The 17,290-nt window shown below is 71.0% G+C and carries 16 protein-coding genes and 1 pseudogene; 12 read left to right on the forward strand and 5 right to left on the reverse strand.

The genetic code is table 11. From position 1 onward, the window contains the following. The first annotated feature begins 34 nt into the window (after positions 1-34). Genes CRP55_RS27150 through CRP55_RS27170 form a run of 5 tightly spaced genes read left to right on the forward strand, consistent with a single transcriptional unit; the run spans position 35 to position 3,846 of the window. Positions 35-979 (forward strand): glycosyltransferase family 2 protein, encoded by a 945-nt coding sequence (locus CRP55_RS27150; protein WP_097322962.1) that lies wholly within the window; start codon positions 35-37, stop codon positions 977-979. Beyond that, on the forward strand, positions 972-2,072 hold the full coding sequence (locus tag CRP55_RS27155) for a glycosyltransferase (protein ID WP_097322963.1): 1,101 nt from the start codon (positions 972-974) through the stop codon (positions 2,070-2,072). The genes CRP55_RS27150 and CRP55_RS27155 overlap by 8 nt, the downstream gene beginning before the upstream one ends. A 43-nt stretch (positions 2,073-2,115) precedes the next feature. Further along, on the forward strand, positions 2,116-2,694 hold the full coding sequence (locus tag CRP55_RS27160) for a hypothetical protein (RefSeq protein ID WP_097322964.1): 579 nt from the start codon (positions 2,116-2,118) through the stop codon (positions 2,692-2,694). 9 nt (positions 2,695-2,703) lie between these two features. Continuing rightward, positions 2,704-3,030: a TraR/DksA family transcriptional regulator gene (locus CRP55_RS27165; protein WP_097322965.1), complete on the forward strand. Its 327-nt coding sequence runs from the start codon at positions 2,704-2,706 to the stop codon at positions 3,028-3,030. Between the two features lie 36 nt (positions 3,031-3,066). Continuing rightward, positions 3,067-3,846: an 8-oxoguanine DNA glycosylase OGG fold protein gene (locus CRP55_RS27170; protein WP_097322966.1), complete on the forward strand. Its 780-nt coding sequence runs from the start codon at positions 3,067-3,069 to the stop codon at positions 3,844-3,846. Here the strand turns inward: CRP55_RS27170 and CRP55_RS27175 are convergent. Next, positions 3,843-5,273: a class I SAM-dependent methyltransferase gene (locus tag CRP55_RS27175; protein WP_097322967.1), complete on the reverse strand. Its 1,431-nt coding sequence runs from the start codon at positions 5,271-5,273 to the stop codon at positions 3,843-3,845. The two genes, CRP55_RS27170 and CRP55_RS27175, sit on opposite strands and share 4 nt — an antisense overlap. After that, positions 5,270-6,127: a hypothetical protein gene (locus CRP55_RS27180; protein ID WP_097322968.1), complete on the reverse strand. Its 858-nt coding sequence runs from the start codon at positions 6,125-6,127 to the stop codon at positions 5,270-5,272. Before CRP55_RS27180 ends, CRP55_RS27175 begins: the two co-directional genes overlap by 4 nt. A 158-nt stretch (positions 6,128-6,285) precedes the next feature. Here CRP55_RS27180 and rho point away from each other — a divergent pair. The 3 genes and pseudogenes from rho to CRP55_RS27195 form a co-directional block, all read left to right on the forward strand. After that, positions 6,286-7,380, forward strand: a pseudogene (gene rho, locus CRP55_RS27185) (transcription termination factor Rho); the annotation flags it as partial. After that, on the forward strand, positions 7,377-7,895 hold the full coding sequence (locus CRP55_RS27190; protein ID WP_097322970.1) for an AAA family ATPase: 519 nt from the start codon (positions 7,377-7,379) through the stop codon (positions 7,893-7,895). The pseudogene rho and the gene CRP55_RS27190, both read left to right, overlap by 4 nt. Before the next feature lie 140 nt (positions 7,896-8,035). Further along, complete coding sequence (locus CRP55_RS27195) at positions 8,036-8,461, forward strand: hypothetical protein (protein WP_143234902.1); 426 nt, start codon at positions 8,036-8,038, stop codon at positions 8,459-8,461. On the opposite strand, the gene CRP55_RS27200 is transcribed toward CRP55_RS27195, so the two are convergent. Next, positions 8,359-9,114, reverse strand: coding sequence for an ACT domain-containing protein (locus CRP55_RS27200; protein WP_097322972.1), 756 nt, complete (start codon positions 9,112-9,114; stop codon positions 8,359-8,361). The two genes, CRP55_RS27195 and CRP55_RS27200, sit on opposite strands and share 103 nt — an antisense overlap. Positions 9,115-9,254: 140 nt before the next feature. Here CRP55_RS27200 and CRP55_RS27205 point away from each other — a divergent pair, with 140 nt between their 5' ends. After that, entirely contained in the window at positions 9,255-9,506 is a 252-nt protein-coding gene (locus tag CRP55_RS27205; RefSeq protein WP_097322973.1) for a hypothetical protein, read from the forward strand. A 9-nt stretch (positions 9,507-9,515) separates the two neighbouring features. After that, positions 9,516-10,259, forward strand: a complete 744-nt coding sequence (locus CRP55_RS27210; RefSeq protein ID WP_097322974.1) for a serine hydrolase — start codon at positions 9,516-9,518, stop codon at positions 10,257-10,259. Positions 10,260-10,414: 155 nt separating this feature from the next. On the opposite strand, the gene CRP55_RS27215 is transcribed toward CRP55_RS27210, so the two are convergent. Then, positions 10,415-12,253, reverse strand: a complete 1,839-nt coding sequence (locus CRP55_RS27215; protein WP_097322975.1) for a pectate lyase-like domain-containing protein — start codon at positions 12,251-12,253, stop codon at positions 10,415-10,417. Between the two features lie 240 nt (positions 12,254-12,493). Between CRP55_RS27215 and CRP55_RS27220 the strand changes: the two genes are divergently transcribed. Both CRP55_RS27220 and CRP55_RS27225 read left to right on the forward strand, forming a co-directional pair. After that, the gene (locus tag CRP55_RS27220; RefSeq protein WP_179855348.1) at positions 12,494-15,532 is read left to right on the forward strand and encodes an ATP-binding protein; all 3,039 of its coding nucleotides are present in this window, start codon (positions 12,494-12,496) and stop codon (positions 15,530-15,532) included. Positions 15,533-15,596: 64 nt separating this feature from the next. Beyond that, on the forward strand, positions 15,597-16,961 hold the full coding sequence (locus tag CRP55_RS27225; RefSeq protein ID WP_097322977.1) for an FAD-binding oxidoreductase: 1,365 nt from the start codon (positions 15,597-15,599) through the stop codon (positions 16,959-16,961). 53 nt (positions 16,962-17,014) lie between these two features. Here CRP55_RS27225 and CRP55_RS27230 read toward each other — a convergent pair. Continuing rightward, on the reverse strand, positions 17,015-17,290 hold a 276-nt coding region (locus CRP55_RS27230), incomplete at its 5' end, for a hypothetical protein (protein ID WP_218854708.1).

The raw sequence follows: 17,290 nt of genomic DNA on the forward strand, positions 1-17,290 counted from the left end.
GGTTTTCCGCCTCTCCGAGACCAGGCAGGTCGACATGTCCTCACCGCCGGACGTCAGCGTCGTCATCCCGACACGCAACCGCCCGGAGCTCGCCGTGCGTGCCGTGCAGAGCGCGCTCGGGCAGACGCACCGCGACCTCGAGGTCATCGTCGTCATCGACGGCCCGGACCCATCGTCGGAAACGGCGCTCGCTGACGTGACCGATGATCGGCTGCGGGTCATCGTGCTGGCTTCCTCGGGAAAAGCACCGAATGCCAGAAATCAAGGCGTCAACAACGCCCGCGGCCGATGGGTCGCCCTGCTCGACGACGACGACGAATGGCTGCCGGCGAAACTGGAGACGCAGCTGGCGCTGGCCGCCACGTCGAAGCTGGCCTCACCGATCGTCGCCACCCGGATGATCAGCCGTACGCCCCGGGCCGACTCGGTGATGCCGCGCCGCCTGCCCGAGCCGGACGAGCCGCTCAGCGAATATCTGACCGTGCGGCGCGGCCTGTTCTACGGCGACGGCTTCATCCAGACGTCGACCATCATGGCCCCCACCGCACTTCTGCGCCGGGTGCCTTTCACGGTCGGCCTGCGCCGGCAGCAGGAGCTCGACTGGACGCTGCGCGCCCTGCAGCACGAGGACGTCGAGCTGCTGTACGCCCCCGAGGCGCTCGTGCTGTGGCACCAGGACGAGAACCGTGAGCGGATCAGCCTGCAGAACCCGTGGGAGGAACAGCTCGAGTGGCTGCGCGCCAACCGCGAACTGTTCACCCCGCGCGCGTACGCTGCCTTCACGATGAGCGTCCTCAGCTCCATGGCCGCGCCCACGCGCAGCACCAAGGTCTTCCGCGAGATCCTCACCGAGGCCCGTGAGCACGGCCGCCCCGGCGCGATCGACTACGTGACGTACCTGCAGATCTGGGCCCTGCCCCCGTCCGTACGCCACCGCCTGCGCGACGTCGTGCTCGGCCGCAAGACCGCCGATGCCTGAGCAGCGACGGAAGGTCGCGATCTGGCGCAGCGCCATGCTGCCCGCCTCGGAGACCTTCATCCGCAACCAGGCCGACAACCTGACCCGCTGGCAGCCCGTCTACGTGGGCGCCACGAAGGTCGAGTCGATCCTGTCCCGCGACACCGACCTGATCGCCTACCCGGCGCCGGCCGACAGCCGCACCTTCCTGCGCCTGCGCCTGACCGGCAGCTCCCCGCGCCTGCGCCTGCTGCTGGCCGGCGCCCAGCCCGACCTGGTCCACGCTCATTTCGGCGGCGACGGCTGGCTCGTCTCCGGGGAGACGAAACGGATCGGCGTCCCCTTGGTGGTCACCCTGCACGGCCACGACGTGACCCGCCAGCCGCAATCGTCGGGCGCCCACGGCCTGCGCTACCGCCGCAACCTGCGCAGCGTCTTCCAACGGGCCGACCTGCTGATCGCCGTCTCCGAGATCATCCGCGAGAAGGCGATCGGCTGGGGCGCCGACCCGGCCAAGGTCCGCGTCCACCACACCGGCGTCCCGGTCCCCGAGTCGGTCCCGGTCGCCGAGAAGAAGTGGGACATCGCCTTCGTGGGCCGCTTCGTCGAGAAGAAGGGCGCCGACGACCTGATCGCCTCCCTCGCTGCGCTCGGCTCGGCCAAGGCGGTGCTCATCGGCGACGGCCCTCTGCTTCCGGAGGTTAGGTCGTACGCGGCCAAGACCGGCACAGACACAACCTTCACCGGAGCCCAGCCCGCGTCCGAGGTCTACCGCCTGCTGTCGGAGTCCCGCGTGCTGGCCGCCCCTTCCAAAACCGCCGCCGACGGCGACACCGAGGGCCTGCCCACCACCATCGTCGAGGCCGCCGCCTTGGGCCTGCCGGTCGTCTCCACCCACCACAGCGGCATCCCCGAGGCAGTCCTGGACGGCGAGACAGGCTTGCTGGGCCCCGAGGGCGACCGAGAGGCCTTGACGGCAAACCTCCGCAAACTCTTGGACGACGAGGCCCTGCGCACAACGATGGGCGCCCGAGCCCGCACCCACGCCGTCGAAAACTTCAACGTGGCCACCCAGTCCCAGCGCCTCGAGGACCTCTACGACTCCCTCTTGTAAGCCCTTACCATTAATGAACTCTGATTCGTTGGGGTGATCATTAATGAGCGCCATTCTCGATCAACTTCCCGCGATGATCGGCGTATTGGTCGGCAGCGTGGCCACTTTTCTCGCGACATCGGCGGTCGGGCGCGCGCAGTGGCGCCGGGAACGGCAGGCGCGATGGACGACGATGCAGCTGGCGGCCTACACCGACCACGCGCATGCCGTGAAGAAGATGACGGATCTCGCGCGGGCCGTCGCCGCCCACCAGGGCTGGGACGATCTCGCCGACCCGCTGGCGCCGGAAACCGGCGTACCCAGGCTGACCGCGGCCGAACAAGAGCGATCGGCGAAATGGGAGGCCGTGCTGTTGGTCGGCGACCCGGAGGTCGTCGATGCCGGGCAGAAATGGAAAGAATGCGTCTGGCGGCTGGAATGGTTCGCCCGCGGGCGGTTGAGCGGCCGGCAGGAATGGCGTGATGCGCTCACGGCGACAGGAGACGCCAAACACGCATACTACAACGTCGTCCGCCGATCGATCGGCGCGCCCGGCGGCGACCTGCCCCGCGTCGCCCGGGCGCCGTGGATGGCCGGCGACCTGGAGTCGGCACCGGCGAAGAACTCTCTGGCGCCCGATTAAGCTTCGGACATGGTCCGGGATGAGCTGTTGCGGCTCAAGGAGAGCGCGGAAGCCGAGGCGGCGACGCTGGGACGGGATCTGGAGGCGCTGTTCGCGGCGTCGCGGGACTCGAACGCCGATGACGAGCACGACCCGGAAGGGGCCACGATCGGGTTCGAGCGGGCTCAACTGAGCGCGCTGCTGGCGGCCGCCCGCGAGCGGATCGCCGAGGTGGACGACGCGCTGCGCCGGGTGGACGCGGGGCTCTACGGGGTCTGCGAGCGCTGCGGGAAGCCGATCGGCGAGGAACGGCTCGCCGTGCGCCCCTTCGCGCGTTTCTGCATCGCCTGCGCCTAGACTCGCCCGGCCCGGTGGCTGGGGAAGGGACCTCCCGTGGATTTCGGTGACGCGCGCGGCGCCTGGGAAGAGGCGTCGAAGCACAGGCTGAGCGATGAGCAGGCCGAGCGGCTGGCCAAGCTGCTCGACGGCGGGAGAGTCCGCGACCAAGCGATCCGCTATACCGCCGAGAAGTGGCCGGACCTGCCGGCCGGTGTCGGGAACGGTCAGGTGATCACGCGCGGGGACGTCTTCGACATCGCCGCCGGGCCGGCGCTTGACGTCTTCACGGCGAGCTACGTGTTCGGCATGGGGAAGGTCGCGTACGGCCGGACCCGCTACGACCGGATCCGCAAGGGCGCCCCCGGCCTCGCCGAGGATCTCGAACGGGTTCGGGAGATCGGCTGGTGTCAGGGGCCGGTCGTGGCGTACGCGCAGTTGTACGGCGGCCAGGACTACGACCACCGGCGGGCGGCCGGGGTGGCGCCGTGGTCGCGGATCGCCTCGTACGGGCCCGCCTTCTTCACGAAGTTCCTCTACTTCGCCGTGCCGGGCGCGCTGATCCTGGACGCCCGGCTGGCCCGCCGGGTGGCGCGGCTGACCGGCGACGAGTACGGCTATCTCAAGAACGGCCGTCCCGTGGCCTGGACCCCGTATCGGTACGCGGTCTACCTGCACTGGATGCGCCAGTCGGCGGCCGCGGTCAGCCGGTACAGCGACACCGGCGTGGTGAGCCCCGAACTGCTGGAGCTCACCCTGTTCGGCCTCAGCCTCGACAGCCTCGACGCCGGCCCGTCCGAGGCGGAGGAGGACGGCGATGGCGAGGCCGCCGACTAGCCCCGGCCCCGCTTCACCACGGCCCGGACGGCTCGGCGGCCGGCTTTCAGGCCGCCGAGCACGGCCTTGCCGGGGGCGGTCGCGGAGAGGACGGCGTTGATCTGGCGGACCCGCTTCAGTTCGGCGTCGCGGCTGCGGATCTGCTGTTCGTAGAAGGCGTGTCTGGCCCGGGCTTCGGCCAGCTCACGGGTGAGGCGGTCGCGGTCGGCGGTCAGGTCGCGAACGGATTCGGGTGTACGGCGGGCCGGCAACGCCGGGATGTCGGCGGGCTCCACCTCGCGGCCGGTCATGGCGGCGATCAGCACGGTCAGCTCCGCCTCCTCGGCCGGGGCCGGCCACAGGTGGGCGATGTCGCCCTGGATGGCCGCCGCGGCGAAGAGCCGCAGCGCCACCAGCGGCTCCCCGGCGGGTGCCAGCGGGGTGAGGCCATCGGCAGCGGGCGCCCGGCTGAGGTCGTGGGCCGGGGCGACGACAACCTGGGCTGCGGGTACGCCGGCGGCCGGGCTCTTCTGCCACCTCGTCAGCAGCTCGCGCATCGTGGGTAGGTCGCGCCGCTGGGCGGCGGCGAAGAGTAGGTCCTCCAGCGTGCGGCCGCGCGGCATCTCCGCGGCCGAGAGCGCCTGGCCGTCCACCACCGCGTCCGGCGTGGCGGGCCCGCCGCTGTCACGGTCGGCGATCACGATCCAGGACGGGGCCAGGTCGGCGGCCAGGCCGTGGCGCAGAGCGCGGACGGCGAGGGCAGCCGGGTCAGCCAAGGTAGCCGAGTCGATTGGCGAAGGCTGAATGGTGAAACCGGCCAGGGTGGCGGACAGGAAGCCGGCGACGTCGCGGTCGGCCAGCGAGGTTCGGCTGAGGAGGGCGTCGCCGTACGCCGCGTACTCGCGCTCGGTGGACAGACCGGCGGCGGCCAAGCGGTCGCGCAGGGCGGCCAAGCTGGCCGGGCGGCGGGGGTCGCGGTCGTCGGGGACCAGCCACTCGTCGTCGGTCGGCGGGCTCGGCAAGGACAGCAGGCGGTGCAGGCCGAACAGGTTCTCCACCGCCAGCAGCAGGCGGCCGCCGGGGCGCAGCATCGACAGCAGGTGGGCCAGGCGCTCGTCCCAGCCGTCCAGGGTCTCCGCCTCGACCGAGCACAGCCGGTCCAGGCCGTCGAGGGCGACGATCGTGTCGAAGGCCGGCGCCGCCTCGGCCTTCTCCAGGCTGCCGCACCACACCCGCACACCGAGGGCGGCCACCTTCTCCGCGTCCGTCTGGCCTCGGAGCAGCACCGTTACCTGGTCGGGCGGCAAGGCGGAGATCAGCTCTTGCGGGTGGGGGCCGGCTACGAGCGTACGACCAACAATTGTCTTGGCCAAAGGCAGTGAAGCCGTGCTCGCGGGCGCCGAATCCGACCAGTTGAGCATCTCGCCGCCGAGGAGGATCACGGTCACTTGGTCACGACTCCGGTGAGCTCGATATCTGACGTGCTGCGCGGCATCGGCCAGCCGAACAGGCGGCGCAGCTCGGCCGGCGGCAGCAGACGGTCGGCGCCCAACTCGGCGACGGCGATGCGGCGCGCGGTCTCGAGGTCGACCTCGGCGCCGATCATGTCAGACCACTCCCGGAGGATCCGCGCCTGCCCGCCGAAAGCGGACTTCTCGTTCTCCAGCTGCATCGGATCGCCGTAGACGGCCGGCGCGCAGCCGGCCAGCGTGCCGTAGAAGACGGCGCTGCACAGCCGGTTCGACGCCACCCGGGAATGTCTGCGCAGCTCGGCGAGTTGCCGATAGAGGAACCCGGGGTCCAGGTCCTTCCACCAGCCACCGCGATAGCCGTGGCAGATGACCCGGAAACCCGCTTTCTCGTACGTGGCCCGCACGCTCCGGTCGCGATATTCCTGCCAGTACAGGCAGACGGTCACCGGACCCGGCTCGGTCTCCATGATCTCGGCGATCAGGTTGTCGTGGCTGCCCAGGATGTGCTGGCCTTCCCAGCCGTGGAAGGGATACCAGATGGTCCCCTCGCGCTGGGGCGCCTGGTCCGGCTCCAGGGCCAGGAGGTACGCCCAGGGAGCGCCGACCACGTACACGTCACGCCGTCCCAGCGACCAGGCGCGCCGGCGGACCCGCTCCGACCAGAGGAACTTCGGCACGCCCGGCACGAACTCGTGGTCGGGGGCGAGACCGTCGCCGATGTTCCAGCCGTGCTGGAGATAGCCCTGGATGCGGGGCGCCTCGGCGTCGTCGAGCCCGCAGTAGCGGGCCAGGACGGCCGAGTGACCGTAGTAGTGGTTGGCATGGTGCACGCCGCATTACATACCTTCGAGGCGTCCGGACGGCAAACACGCGGTGACACGGCGGTGCTGTGCTACCGTGAGCGCCAGTTGGTTCCGGTGTCCATCCCCCGGACCGCATTTCGGCCGTGAACATCCCGGCCCTTTCCCACTCTCCTCAGGAGTGCTCTATGAGCGATCCCTCTGTATCCACACGTGTCGATGCTTTGCTCGACATCGTCGACGACCGCGCCTGGCTGCGTGTCGATGGCTACCTGCCAGGACCGGACGACATTCCCGTCAACATAAATGACGTACGCCGTCACGGCCTCCGCCGTGGCGACCGCGTCAACGGAACCGCCAAGCGGGCCGGCAGCAAGCCGGCCACGCTCCAGATCGACCCGTTGGGTAAACGCCCCGACTTCTACCAGCTGACCTCGCTCTACCCGCAGGAGCGGCTGCGCCTCGAAACCGAGCCGCACATTCTCACCACGCGCGTCATCGACCTGGTGACGCCGATCGGCAAGGGCCAGCGCGCCCTGATCGTCGCCCCGCCCAAGGCCGGCAAGACGATCATCCTGCAGCAGATCGCCAACGCGATCGCCGTCAACAACCCCGAATGCCACCTCATGGTCGTGCTCGTCGACGAGCGCCCCGAGGAGGTCACCGACATGCAGCGCACGGTCAAGGGCGAGGTCGTCGCGGCCACCTTCGACCGCCCGCCGCAGGAACACGCGGCCGTGGCCGAGCTGGCCATCGAGCGAGCGAAACGCCTGGCCGAACAGGGCGAGGACGTGGTCGTGCTGCTCGACTCCATCACCCGCCTGGGCCGCGCCTACAACCTGATGGCCCGCGGCGGCGGCCGCACCTTGAGCGGCGGCCTCGACTCGACGGCCCTCTACCCGCCGAAGCGTTTCCTGGGCGCGGCCCGCAACATCGAGGACGGCGGCTCCCTGACCATCATCGCGACAGCGCTGGTGGAGAACGGCTCCGCCATGGACACGCTCGTCTTCGAAGAGTTCAAGTCGACCGGAAACGCCGAGCTGAAACTCGACCGGTCCCTGGCCGAGTCCCGCCAGTTCCCGGCCATCGACCTGTTCGCTTCGGGCACCCGCCACGACGAGACCCTGCTGACCCCGAGCGAACGCGCGGTGGTCACCCAGGTGCGCCGGGCGCTGTCCGGCGCCGACCGCCGAGACGCCATGAAGCAACTCCTGGACCAGCTGCGGGCCACCGCCTCGAACCGCGACTTCCTGCGCCGAGCCGCCCTGGCCCTGGCCGCGTGAGATACATCCTGACGGGCACGCCCGGCTCGGGAAAGACGTGCTTGCTGCGCCACTTGGAGCTCTGCGGCCACGCGGTGGTCGAGGAGGCCGCCACGGATGTCATAGCTCTGCACCAGGCCCTGGGCGTCGCAGAACCGTGGCGAAGCCCCGATTTCATCGACCACATCGTCACGCTCCAGCGCCGCCGCCAGCTGGCATCCCCCACCGACGGCATCACGTTCTTCGACCGCTCCCCCATCTGCACGCTGGCCTTGAGCCGCTACGCCGGCCTGGCCCCGTCGCCCTCTCTGCTCGCCGAGCTCAAGCGGATCGAGCACCTCTACTCGCCGACGGTCTTCTTCGTCCGCAACCAGGGCTACGTCCAGCCGACGGCCGCCCGCCGCATCAGCTTCGAGGACGCCCTGACTTTCGAACGAATCCACGAGGACACGTACCGAGAAGCGGGCTTCACCCTCGTCGAGATCCCCGCCGCGCCCTTGGAGACAAGAGCCGCCGCGATCCGCAGCTCAATCTGAGGCCCGCGCCGGCGAGCGCTTTCGCCAGCGCCGGCAGGATGCCCCCAGACGCGGCGCCGAGACCCCTGCGCCGCCCGCCCCAGGTGGCACGTGATGTAACCGACCATGCGAGCCCCGATGCGGGCGGCTACCCTCTCGACATGGTTGAACGCGTTCAAGTGCGGTTCGGGTGGATGCGGGCGCACCCCTTCCTCGCGGGGCTGGGCGGTGGTTACGTCGGCGCCGTGTTCGCGCTCAAGATGGCGGCGCTCCTCTCGGGCTCGTACGACCTGCAGCTGGCGCTGTGGTTCGCCTGCGCCCCACTGAGCATCGTGTCCGGCCCCTACGAGCTGGTCGTGGTCCGGATCGTGTCGGACCTGCTGGGCGACGCCGTCGCCGTAGTCACGGACGTTCTGTGGTGGGTGATGCTCGCAAGTGTGCAGACCCTGACCCTCTGGGGTGTCTGTGCGCTCCTCCAACGCTGTCAGGTGGGGCGGCGGGAGCGGGACCAGTCGCAGAGGTCGATCATGGCTTGGGCTCGGGAGACCTCGGTCGGGGTGAAAGCCGGGCTGTGGCGCGTCAAGTAGCGCGGGTGACCTGCGGCGTCGTGCAGGGCCGCGCTGTGGGCCGCGCCCGGTGTGTCGGTCAGGTCGGCGGACAGCAGGCTGCGGACGGCGTCCTCGGCCGTGGGTGAGCGGCGGGCCAGCGTCAGGGCCCTGGTTGCCGGGTCCACCAGGTCGTGGATGTCGGCTCGGGTTAGCTCGGTCAGTTCGCCGCCGCCGGCGGTGACCGTGTCGATCACCGTGGAGGGCGGCAGGCCCCGCGGGACCGCTATCAACAGCTCGTCCACCGCGCCGTGCTCGGCCGGGTGGATCTGGATGGCCAGGATGTTGATGCCCTGGTCGGCCAGGCGGCCGCTCAGGCGGGCCAGCGTTCCCGGGCGGTCGGGCAACGTCGTGCGCAGGCGCATCAGCTCGCGGTCGCCGGCCGGGATGGCCAGCAGGTCCGGCATCGCCGTGTGGCGGTGGGGAGCCGGGCGACGGCGCCCGGACCAGCGGCGGCGCAGCAGGGCGCCGGCCACCAGGATGCCTCCGCTCGCCACCAGCATCGCCTCGCCGTGGGCACGCTCGCCCAGCAGCGTGACGAACAGGTGGGCCGTGCCGACCGCGAAGAACACGGCCGCCACGTCGATCAGGTCGGCGGCCCAGTGGGACGCGCGGGGTCGGTCGATCGGCTTCATGCGATCAAGGCTGCGGGCCGCCCGTATCAGGACCGATGACTGGCTGTGTCGATGACGAAAACACTCCGCGCTTATGTGAAAGCGGTATTAAGCGGTCGCCGAAGGCCGACGGGGCCGGGGCGGAGGCGCTACCGTGCGGCATGGACCTCTTCGGATTGACGCTCGTCGTCGCCGGGGTCGTCGCCGGGCTGGCCGGCGCCCGAAAACTGAGGAAGCGGTGGGCGCGCCGGCGGGAGGAGGGGCGGTTCCGGCGGCTCATCGAGGCCGGGTGGCTGCCCTGTCCCCGGTGTGACGGGGCGGGGAAGATCTCCACGCCGGCCGGCTATCTCGGTGCTCCCGTCTTCCACGTCTGCGGGCCCTGCGGCGGCGAGGGCATGCTGCCGCCGCTCTAAGGTCTGATCATGGGTGTTCAGGAAGTTGTCGACCGGGTGGTGGCCGCTACGCCGGAGGTCCGGTGGTCGATCTCGGTGCCGGGGCTGGCCGAGCATGAGGCCGGGCGGAAGCTGCGGACGGCCAGCATCGGCAAGCTGCTGCTGCTCATGGAGACGGCGCGGCGCTTCGAGACCGGTGAGCTCGACCCCGGTGAGCTGCTCCGGCGGGATCCGGCGCTCGCGGTGGCCGACTCGGGCCTCTGGCATCTGCTGGCCGTGGAGGCGCTGCCCGCGGCCGACGTGGCGGCGCTGATCGCCGCGGTCAGCGACAACTACGCCACCAACGTGCTGCTCCAGCGGATCGGCCTGGACACCATCGACGGGTTGAACTTCCAACAAACGGCACTGCTTGATTTCGTACGCAACAAGCGCGAACCCCACCACCCGCCCACCCTTTCGACGGGGTCCGCCGGGGAGCTGGCCGCTCTCATGCAGCGCGTAGCCACTGGTGAAACCGGCGTCGAGCGGCGGATGCGGGCCTGGCTGGGCACCAACACCGACCTGTCGATGGTGGCGAGCGCCTGGCACGCCGACCCGCTGTGGCACCCCACCGAGTTCGGCAACAAGACCGGCACGGACGACGGGATCCGGGCCGACGTCGGCTTCAGAGCAGAGCAGCCGTACGCCGTACTGACCAACTGGGATCCCGCCCAGGGTGACCGGACCGCCGAGGTCCTGGCCGGCATGCGGGAGATCGGCGCCGTCCTCCGGTGAGGTGGCAGATGTTGGACAGAACCGGTTCTGGCCGATAGGACAGTGGCGAAGCCCGTTGATCAAGGCAGAATGACAAGTGGGATGGGTGTCTTTCCCCGCCAGGAGACATCCATGAAAATGGGCCCGGATCGCTCCGGGCCCATCCCTTTAACAGATCACGGCGCCGGGTACTCGTTGATGTAGACCGGCACACCGATCTTGGTCGTGTCCGCCGCCTCGCCCACGCCGTTGACGACGTGGTCGATCGTGCCGGCGGCCAGGTTGACCGTCATGATGTGGTGCAGTTTCACGCCGGGACGGTTCGGTACCTCGAAGCCGTTCTCGGTGTGGATCGACGGGTTGTTCTGGTTGAAGACGTACACGCCACCGCCGTACAGCGTGTGGTTGCGCACCTTGTCACCCACCTTGTAACCCGCGTAGCCCTCGACCTTTCCGTTCATCCAGTCGGCCTGCGTCGGCGGGTCGTACGGAAGCTCGTTCTGGTAGAGGACCGTGGTGCCCTTCTCGCCGTTCCAGACGGTGTTGTACTTCTGGAAGTGCTCGACGAACAGGCCCGTCGCCACGACGTTGTCGCCGTTGATGATCGCGCCGTAGCGGCCGGTGTTGGTGTTCCATCGCTCGGTGTCGCCCGAGAAACCCTCGACGCCGTGGTCGGCGCGCCACACCCAGGTGTGGTCGATGAGCACGTTGTCGCTGTTGACCTCGAGCGCCGTGTCGGTCTTGCCGATGTGCGGGCCGCCCACCCGGAAGTAGACGTCGCTCAGGGTCGTCGGGTTGCTCGGCGAGCTGATCTTCAGGCCGTGCTTGTCGCCGACCTGGAGCAGCGTCTTCGACTCCTTGGTACCGGCGTCGATGGTGACACCGGCGACGATCACGCCGGGCACGTCGGCGACCTTCAGCGGCGTGGCGCCGTTGACGGCCGTCAGCGTGGCGTGGCCGATGCCGAGCACGACCTGGTTGGGCCGCCGGACCTGGATGGTCTGGTCGACGTTGTAGACGCCCGGGGTGAGCAGCAGGTTCTTGCCCAGCAGGAGCTGCGCGTTGATCAGCCACTCGGGGTCGGACGGCTTGGCGACGAAGAAGTCGCTGAGCGGGATCGTCCGGCCCTCGGTCAGGTCAGCCGCCCACGACGTGCCGCTGGTGTTGCGGTGCGCCGACGGGACGCGGACGTTGTACTTGCCCTTGGCGTCGACGAACAGGTAGGGCTTCTCCCGGCTGAGCGGGTTCTTCTCCAGGGTGGTGTACGGCGGGTTCGGGAACGTCGCGTCGTCGGGCGCGCCCTCGACACCGGCGAACACCTGGTTCCAGACGGCGTTCGACCACTGGCCGACGCTGCTGTTGCGGGTGAGCCACTGCTGCTGCGAGCCGTTGGTGACGTTGCCGAACTTCGAGTCGGCGATGAAGCCGCCGCTCGCGTACTGAGGACCGGCGGTGCAGTAGTCCATCAGCGTGAAGCCGCCGTCGACCTGGAGCCGGCGCATCGAGACGGCCTGGGAGACCGCCCAGAAGTTCGCGCCGGCCCGGCAGCCGTCCTGGCCGGCCCCGTTGACCTTGATGGACAGGTTGGACAGCGTCCGCCAGAAGTTGACCAGGGCCAGGCAGTTGCTGGTGCCACCGTCGGCCAGGCAGCGGTTGTAGACCTCCACCTTGCCGTTGATGACGACGTCGGACGGGGACGCGCCGAGGCCGGAGACCTCGGTGTAGTAGCCCACCTTGATCTGCAGCGGGTGCTCGTCGGTGCCGTACGTGCCCGGCTTGAACAGGAACGCGTACCGCTGCGTGCCCATCTCGTTGTCGACCTGCTGGGCGTGTGCGGCGTCGAGCTTGGCCTGGATCTCGGCGATCGGCGTGCTGGGGTCGAAGATCGTAACGTTGGCGCCGAGCGACGGAGCGCTCTTGGTTGCCGTGGAGGGTGAAGCTGAGGCAGAGGTGCCGGTGAGCGAGGCCGCGGTGACCACGGTCAGCCCGACGGCGAACAGACGCCTAAGGCGCATGCGGTGGGTCCTTCCGTTAACGGGGAGGCAACAAACTGGATCACAGGAAGCAATAGACGCCCTGGCATGTCAAGGCATGCCGATGCGTGAATCGCCAGCGATCGGACATCTCGCCGTGGTTCCGGATCCGTCCTTGCCCGAACGGTCATCGGAGAGGTCCTTTAGTCGCCGGTACCGGTTCCGGGATCGGTGTCGGAAAGTGGGATGCTGAGGGCCGAGGGGTCGCTCTACCGTGACCGCATGCGCTTCCGCCTTCTCGGGCCGCTCGAGGTCCGGTCCGACGACGGGACGCCGATCGAGGTGGGCGGGGCCAAACCGCGAGCCCTGCTGACGCTCCTGCTCAGCGAGGCCGGCCGGGTGGTCAGCATGGACCGCGTCGTGGTCACTCTCTGGGGCGACACTCCCCCTCCGGGATCGGTCAACACCGTTCAGGCGTACGTCTCCCAGCTGCGCCGCCTGCTCGGCAAGGACCTCATCGCGACCCGCTCCCCCGGCTATCTCGCGCAGGTGGGCCATGCGGAGCTTGATCTCGTACGGCTTCCCCAGCTCCTCGAGGCGGCGGCCCACGACGGCGACGCCCGGCTGCTGACCGAGGCCGTCGACCTGTGGCGCGGCGAGCCGCTGGCCGACCTGCCGGGCGACACGGTCGTCGCCGCCGAGCGGGCCCGGCTGACCGAGCTGCACCTGCTCGCCCGGCAACGGCGGGCCGCGGCGTGGAGCCGGAACGGCCGCGGCGGCGAGGCGGTGGCCGAGCTGGAACGCCTGGTGGCCGAGCACCCTCTGCGCGAGGGGCTCTGGGCCGCGCTGATCGAGGCGCTCTACGCGGCCGGGCGCCAGGGCGACGCGCTCGACGCGTACCAGAGATGTGCCCGGACCTTGGCCGACGAGCTCGGCATCGACCCCGGCCCGGAGTTGAAGGCTTTGGAGAAGGCCGTGCTGCGCCAGGAACTGCCGGCGCCGCGCGGACACACCCGGGCGGCCGACGAGCGGCCGCTGGTCGGGCGCGCTCACGAGCTGGCCCGCCTACGGGAAGTGCTGGGCGGGGTGACCCGGGGCAGCGGCGCCGTGATCGTCCTGGAGGGTGAGGCCGGCATCGGCAAGACCCGCCTGGCCGAGGCGGCCGCGTCGCTGGCCGGGGCGCAGGGCTGGCGTTCGGTGTGGAGCCGCTGCGCCGACGACGCCGGCGTGCCGCCGCTGTGGCCGTGGCTCCAGGTGCTGGAACGGCTCGGCGGCGGACCGTTGCACGCCGGTGACGACGCCGATCCCGACCAGTCGACGTTCGCGCTCTTCCACGAGCTGCGCCGCCGGCTCGCGGCCGCCGCGACGGCCACGCCGCTGCTGGTCGTCCTCGACGACGTGCAGGCCGCCGACACGACGTCGCTGGGGCTGCTCGCCCTGCTGTCGCGGCATCTCGACGGCGTACGGCTGCTGGTGGTCCTGACCGTCCGGACCCTCGGTGAGGAACTTCCGCCGCCCGTGGTCGAGTGCCTGGCCGCGCTGGCCCGGGAGCCGCGCGCCCAGCGGTTGCAGCTGGCCGGTCTGACCGCGGCCGACATCCGGGAGCTGGGCGCCGGTGAACTGGCCGAGGCCGTGCACGAGCGCACCGACGGCAACCCGTTCTTCGCCGGGGAGCTTCTCGAGCTGATCGCGGCCGAGGGCCGGGCCGACGTGCTGCCGCCGTCGGTGCGCGACGTGCTGAGCCGGCGCCTCGACCGGCTGCCCGCGGCCACCGTGGAGCTGCTGCGCCTGGCCGCCGTGATCGGCCGCGACGCCGACCTGGCCCTGCTGGAGGCCGCGTCCGGCGCCGACGCCGCGCACGTGATCACCCAGTTGGAGCCGGCCGTGACAAGCCGGGTGCTGAAAGCGTCACCGGCGGAGTGGCGGTGGCGCTTCAGCCACGCGCTGGTCCGGGAGACGCTGCTGGCCGGGCTCAGCCGCATCGAGGCGGCCCGGCTGCACGCACGGGTCGCCGCGGCCCTGCGGGACAGCGGAGCCGAGGTCGACCGGCTCGCCCACCACTACTTCCAGGCCGTTCCGGTGACAGGGGCCGGGCCCGCGCTGGAGTACGCGAAGCAGGCGGCCGGAGCCGCCCGTGACCAGCACGCGCACGCCGAGGCGGCCGGGCACACCCGGCGGGCGCTGTCGCTGTCCGGCGCCGACGCGGCCCTGCGCCACGAGCTGCTCGTGGCGCTCGGCGACGACCTGCTGCGGGCCGGTCTGCTCACCGAGGCCCAGGACGTGGTCGCCGAGGCCCTGACCGTGGCCCGGCGGCTCGGCGACCGGGAGCGGCTCGCGGCCGCGGCCAGCGTGTGGGGCGGGGTCACCCTGTGGAACTGGCGCGACTACGGCGTCGTCGACGAGGCGATGGTCGCCCTGCTGGAGGATCTGCTGGACGGGGCCTGCCCCCGCGACCGGGCGCGGCTGCTGGGCACGCTCGGGGTCGAGCTGGCGTACAGCGCCTCCGCCGGGGCCGGCCATGCCCAGCAGGCCGTCGAACTGGCCCGCACGCTGGACGATCCGGTCCTGCTCGGGCGCACCCTGAACAACTACCTGATCGCCACCTGGGGCTCGCCGGACCGGCCCGCGCGGTGGCTGGCGGCCGTCGACGAGGCTCTCGCGTCTTCCGTTCCGGTCCGTACCCGGTTCTTCATGCTTCTGCACCGCGGCCCGCTCCGGCTGCACCTGGGCGACGCCGACGGGTTCGCGGCCGACCTGGCCGCGGCGACCCGGCTCGGCGCCCGCCTGACCGGCCCCGACGTACGGCCGCATCTGCTCTATCAGGAGACCGGCCGCCGCATGCTGAGCGGCGACTGGGAGACCGCGCAGGAGCTGTCGGCCCAGGCCTACGACCAGTACCGCCAGACCAGCATGTGGGGCGCCCAGTTCTGCCGCGCCCTGCACGACTTCACCTTCCGCCGCCACGAGGGCCGGCTCGGCGACGTCGTGGGCTCCCTCGTGGACATAGCGGAGGATCTCGGCATGCCGTTGATGCACGCGCTCGCGGTGGTCGCCGCCGCCGAGGCCGGCGACGTCTCCGAGGCCCGACGGCTGCGCCGTCGCTGGCCCGACGTGGTTCCGCTCGATTGGACCACTGACTCTCTTCTGGCCGTACGGGGGTGGAGCGCGCTCGCCCTCGACGAGGACCCGGCCGCGGCCCACGCGTCCCTGCTCCCCTACGAGGGACGGCAGATCGTCGTCGGCACCGCGGGCGCGTGCTGGGGTTCGTACGACCCGCTCCTCGAAGAATTGGCCGCAAGGATTCCGCAAGGCCGTTCTTAAGCGAACCGCAAGCGGTCACCGGCACAGTCAGGGTGTCTTCACCGAAAACCCTGAAAGGACCACCATGATCACCGTCGACGACCTGGCCCGCAGCCTTACCGGCACGGTCGCCTGGCCCGGCGAGCCGTTGTACGCCGCGCTGACCGCCGGCTTCAACGCCGCGATCACCGCCACGCCCGCCGCCGTCGTGGAGGCCCGCGACGCGCAGGACGTGGTCACCGCCGTCCGCTACGCCGCCTCCACCGGCCGCCCGATCGCCGTGCAGGCCACCGGCCACGGCCTGGCCGACACCCTGGACGGGGCGATCCTCGTGCACACCGGCCGCCTCGACGAGTGCGTGGTGCACCCCGACGGCTGGGCCCGGGTCGGCGCCGGCGTCCGCTGGCAGCAGGTGCTCGACGCGGCCGCCCCGCACGGCCTGGCCCCACTGTGCGGCTCGGCCCCCGGCGTCGGCGTGGTCGGCTACACCACCGGCGGCGGCCTCGGCCCGGTGGCCCGCACCTTCGGCTGGGCCTCCGACCGCGTACGAGCCATCGAAATCGTCACCGGCGACGGCGTCCTGCGCCGAGTCACCGCCACCGAGGAGCCCGACCTGTTCTGGGGTGTCCGCGGCGGCAAGGGCGCCCTGGGCATCGTCACCGCCCTCGAGTTCGACCTGGTCCCGTTGCCGACGCTCTACGCCGGCGCGCTGTACTTCGACGGCGCCGACGCCGACACGGTCCTGCACGCCTGGCGCTCGTGGACCTCATCGCTGCCGATCGAGGCCACCACGTCGCTCGCCTTCCTGCAACTCCCGCCCCTGCCCGGCGTCCCGCCGCCGCTGGCCGGCAAATTCACGGTAGCGGTCCGCTTCGCCTGGACCGGCACCGACGCGGCCGGCGCCGACACACTGGCACCCATGCGAGCAGCGGCAACCCCGCTGATCGACACGGTGCGGACCATCCCGTACGCCGCCATCGGCTCAATCCACGCCGACCCCACGGACCCGATGCCGGTCCACGAGGCCACCGACCTGCTCCACAGCCTGCCCACCGAGGCCGCCGACGCCCTGCTGGCCGCGGCCGGCCCGTCATCGGGCTCCCCGCAGGTGATCGTCGAGCTGCGCCACCTGGGCGGCGCCCTGGCCTCCGCCCCCGACCATCCCAGCGCCCTGTGCCACCGAGACGCCGCCTTCACCCTGATCACCATCGGCGTCCTGGCCCCACCCATCGCCGAGGCGGTACCGGCCCACGCTGCACAAGTCCGCGCGGCCTTGTCCCCCTGGACCACCGGCGGCGCCCTGCCCAACCTGGGCGCTTCCACAGCCCCCGACCGCGCGGCCCGCTCCTACGACCCGCCCACCCTGGCCCGCCTGACCGAACTGGCCGAACGCTACGACCCCGCCAACGTCCTCCGAGCCGGCCAGGTCCCCCTCCGCGAAGCGGCCTGACCCCACCGGTCCCGGGCAAACGGCTCTCCCGCGTGCCCGGGACCGGTCGCGGATCAGCTGAGCACGAGCCGGCGTACCCCGGAATGCTCCTTGACCCACGCGGCGCTCAGGCCGCCTTCCTTGACCAGGCCCGCGCCGTCGGCCGTCAGCACGCCGATCCGGTCACCGGCCAGCGCCAACTGGCGCACACCGGTGTACTCGGTGATCCACTCGGCGCTCAGACCACCGTCCTTCACCATGGCGACACCGTCGGTCGTGAGCACGCCGATCCGGTCACCCGCCAGAACCAACTGCTCGACGTCCTCGTATTCGGTGACCCACCGGGCGCT

It is taken from the genome of Paractinoplanes atraurantiacus, assembly GCF_900215205.1.
GTDB classification, from domain to species: domain Bacteria; phylum Actinomycetota; class Actinomycetes; order Mycobacteriales; family Micromonosporaceae; genus Actinoplanes; species Actinoplanes atraurantiacus.

Excerpts from the sequence above, each read along its gene's own strand:
- CRP55_RS27150 (WP_097322962.1), top strand. The coding sequence starts at position 35 with ATGTCCTCACCGCCGGACGTCAGCGTCGTCATCCCGACACGCAACCGC.
- CRP55_RS27155 (WP_097322963.1), top strand. The coding sequence starts at position 972 with ATGCCTGAGCAGCGACGGAAGGTCGCGATCTGGCGCAGCGCCATGCTG.
- CRP55_RS27160 (WP_097322964.1), top strand. The coding sequence starts at position 2,116 with ATGAGCGCCATTCTCGATCAACTTCCCGCGATGATCGGCGTATTGGTC.
- CRP55_RS27165 (WP_097322965.1), top strand. The coding sequence starts at position 2,704 with ATGGTCCGGGATGAGCTGTTGCGGCTCAAGGAGAGCGCGGAAGCCGAG.
- CRP55_RS27195 (WP_143234902.1), top strand. The coding sequence starts at position 8,036 with ATGGTTGAACGCGTTCAAGTGCGGTTCGGGTGGATGCGGGCGCACCCC.
- CRP55_RS27200 (WP_097322972.1), bottom strand. The coding sequence starts at position 9,114 with ATGAAGCCGATCGACCGACCCCGCGCGTCCCACTGGGCCGCCGACCTG.
- CRP55_RS27205 (WP_097322973.1), top strand. The coding sequence starts at position 9,255 with ATGGACCTCTTCGGATTGACGCTCGTCGTCGCCGGGGTCGTCGCCGGG.
- CRP55_RS27210 (WP_097322974.1), top strand. The coding sequence starts at position 9,516 with ATGGGTGTTCAGGAAGTTGTCGACCGGGTGGTGGCCGCTACGCCGGAG.
- CRP55_RS27215 (WP_097322975.1), bottom strand. The coding sequence starts at position 12,253 with ATGCGCCTTAGGCGTCTGTTCGCCGTCGGGCTGACCGTGGTCACCGCG.
- CRP55_RS27220 (WP_179855348.1), top strand. The coding sequence starts at position 12,494 with ATGCGCTTCCGCCTTCTCGGGCCGCTCGAGGTCCGGTCCGACGACGGG.
- CRP55_RS27225 (WP_097322977.1), top strand. The coding sequence starts at position 15,597 with ATGATCACCGTCGACGACCTGGCCCGCAGCCTTACCGGCACGGTCGCC.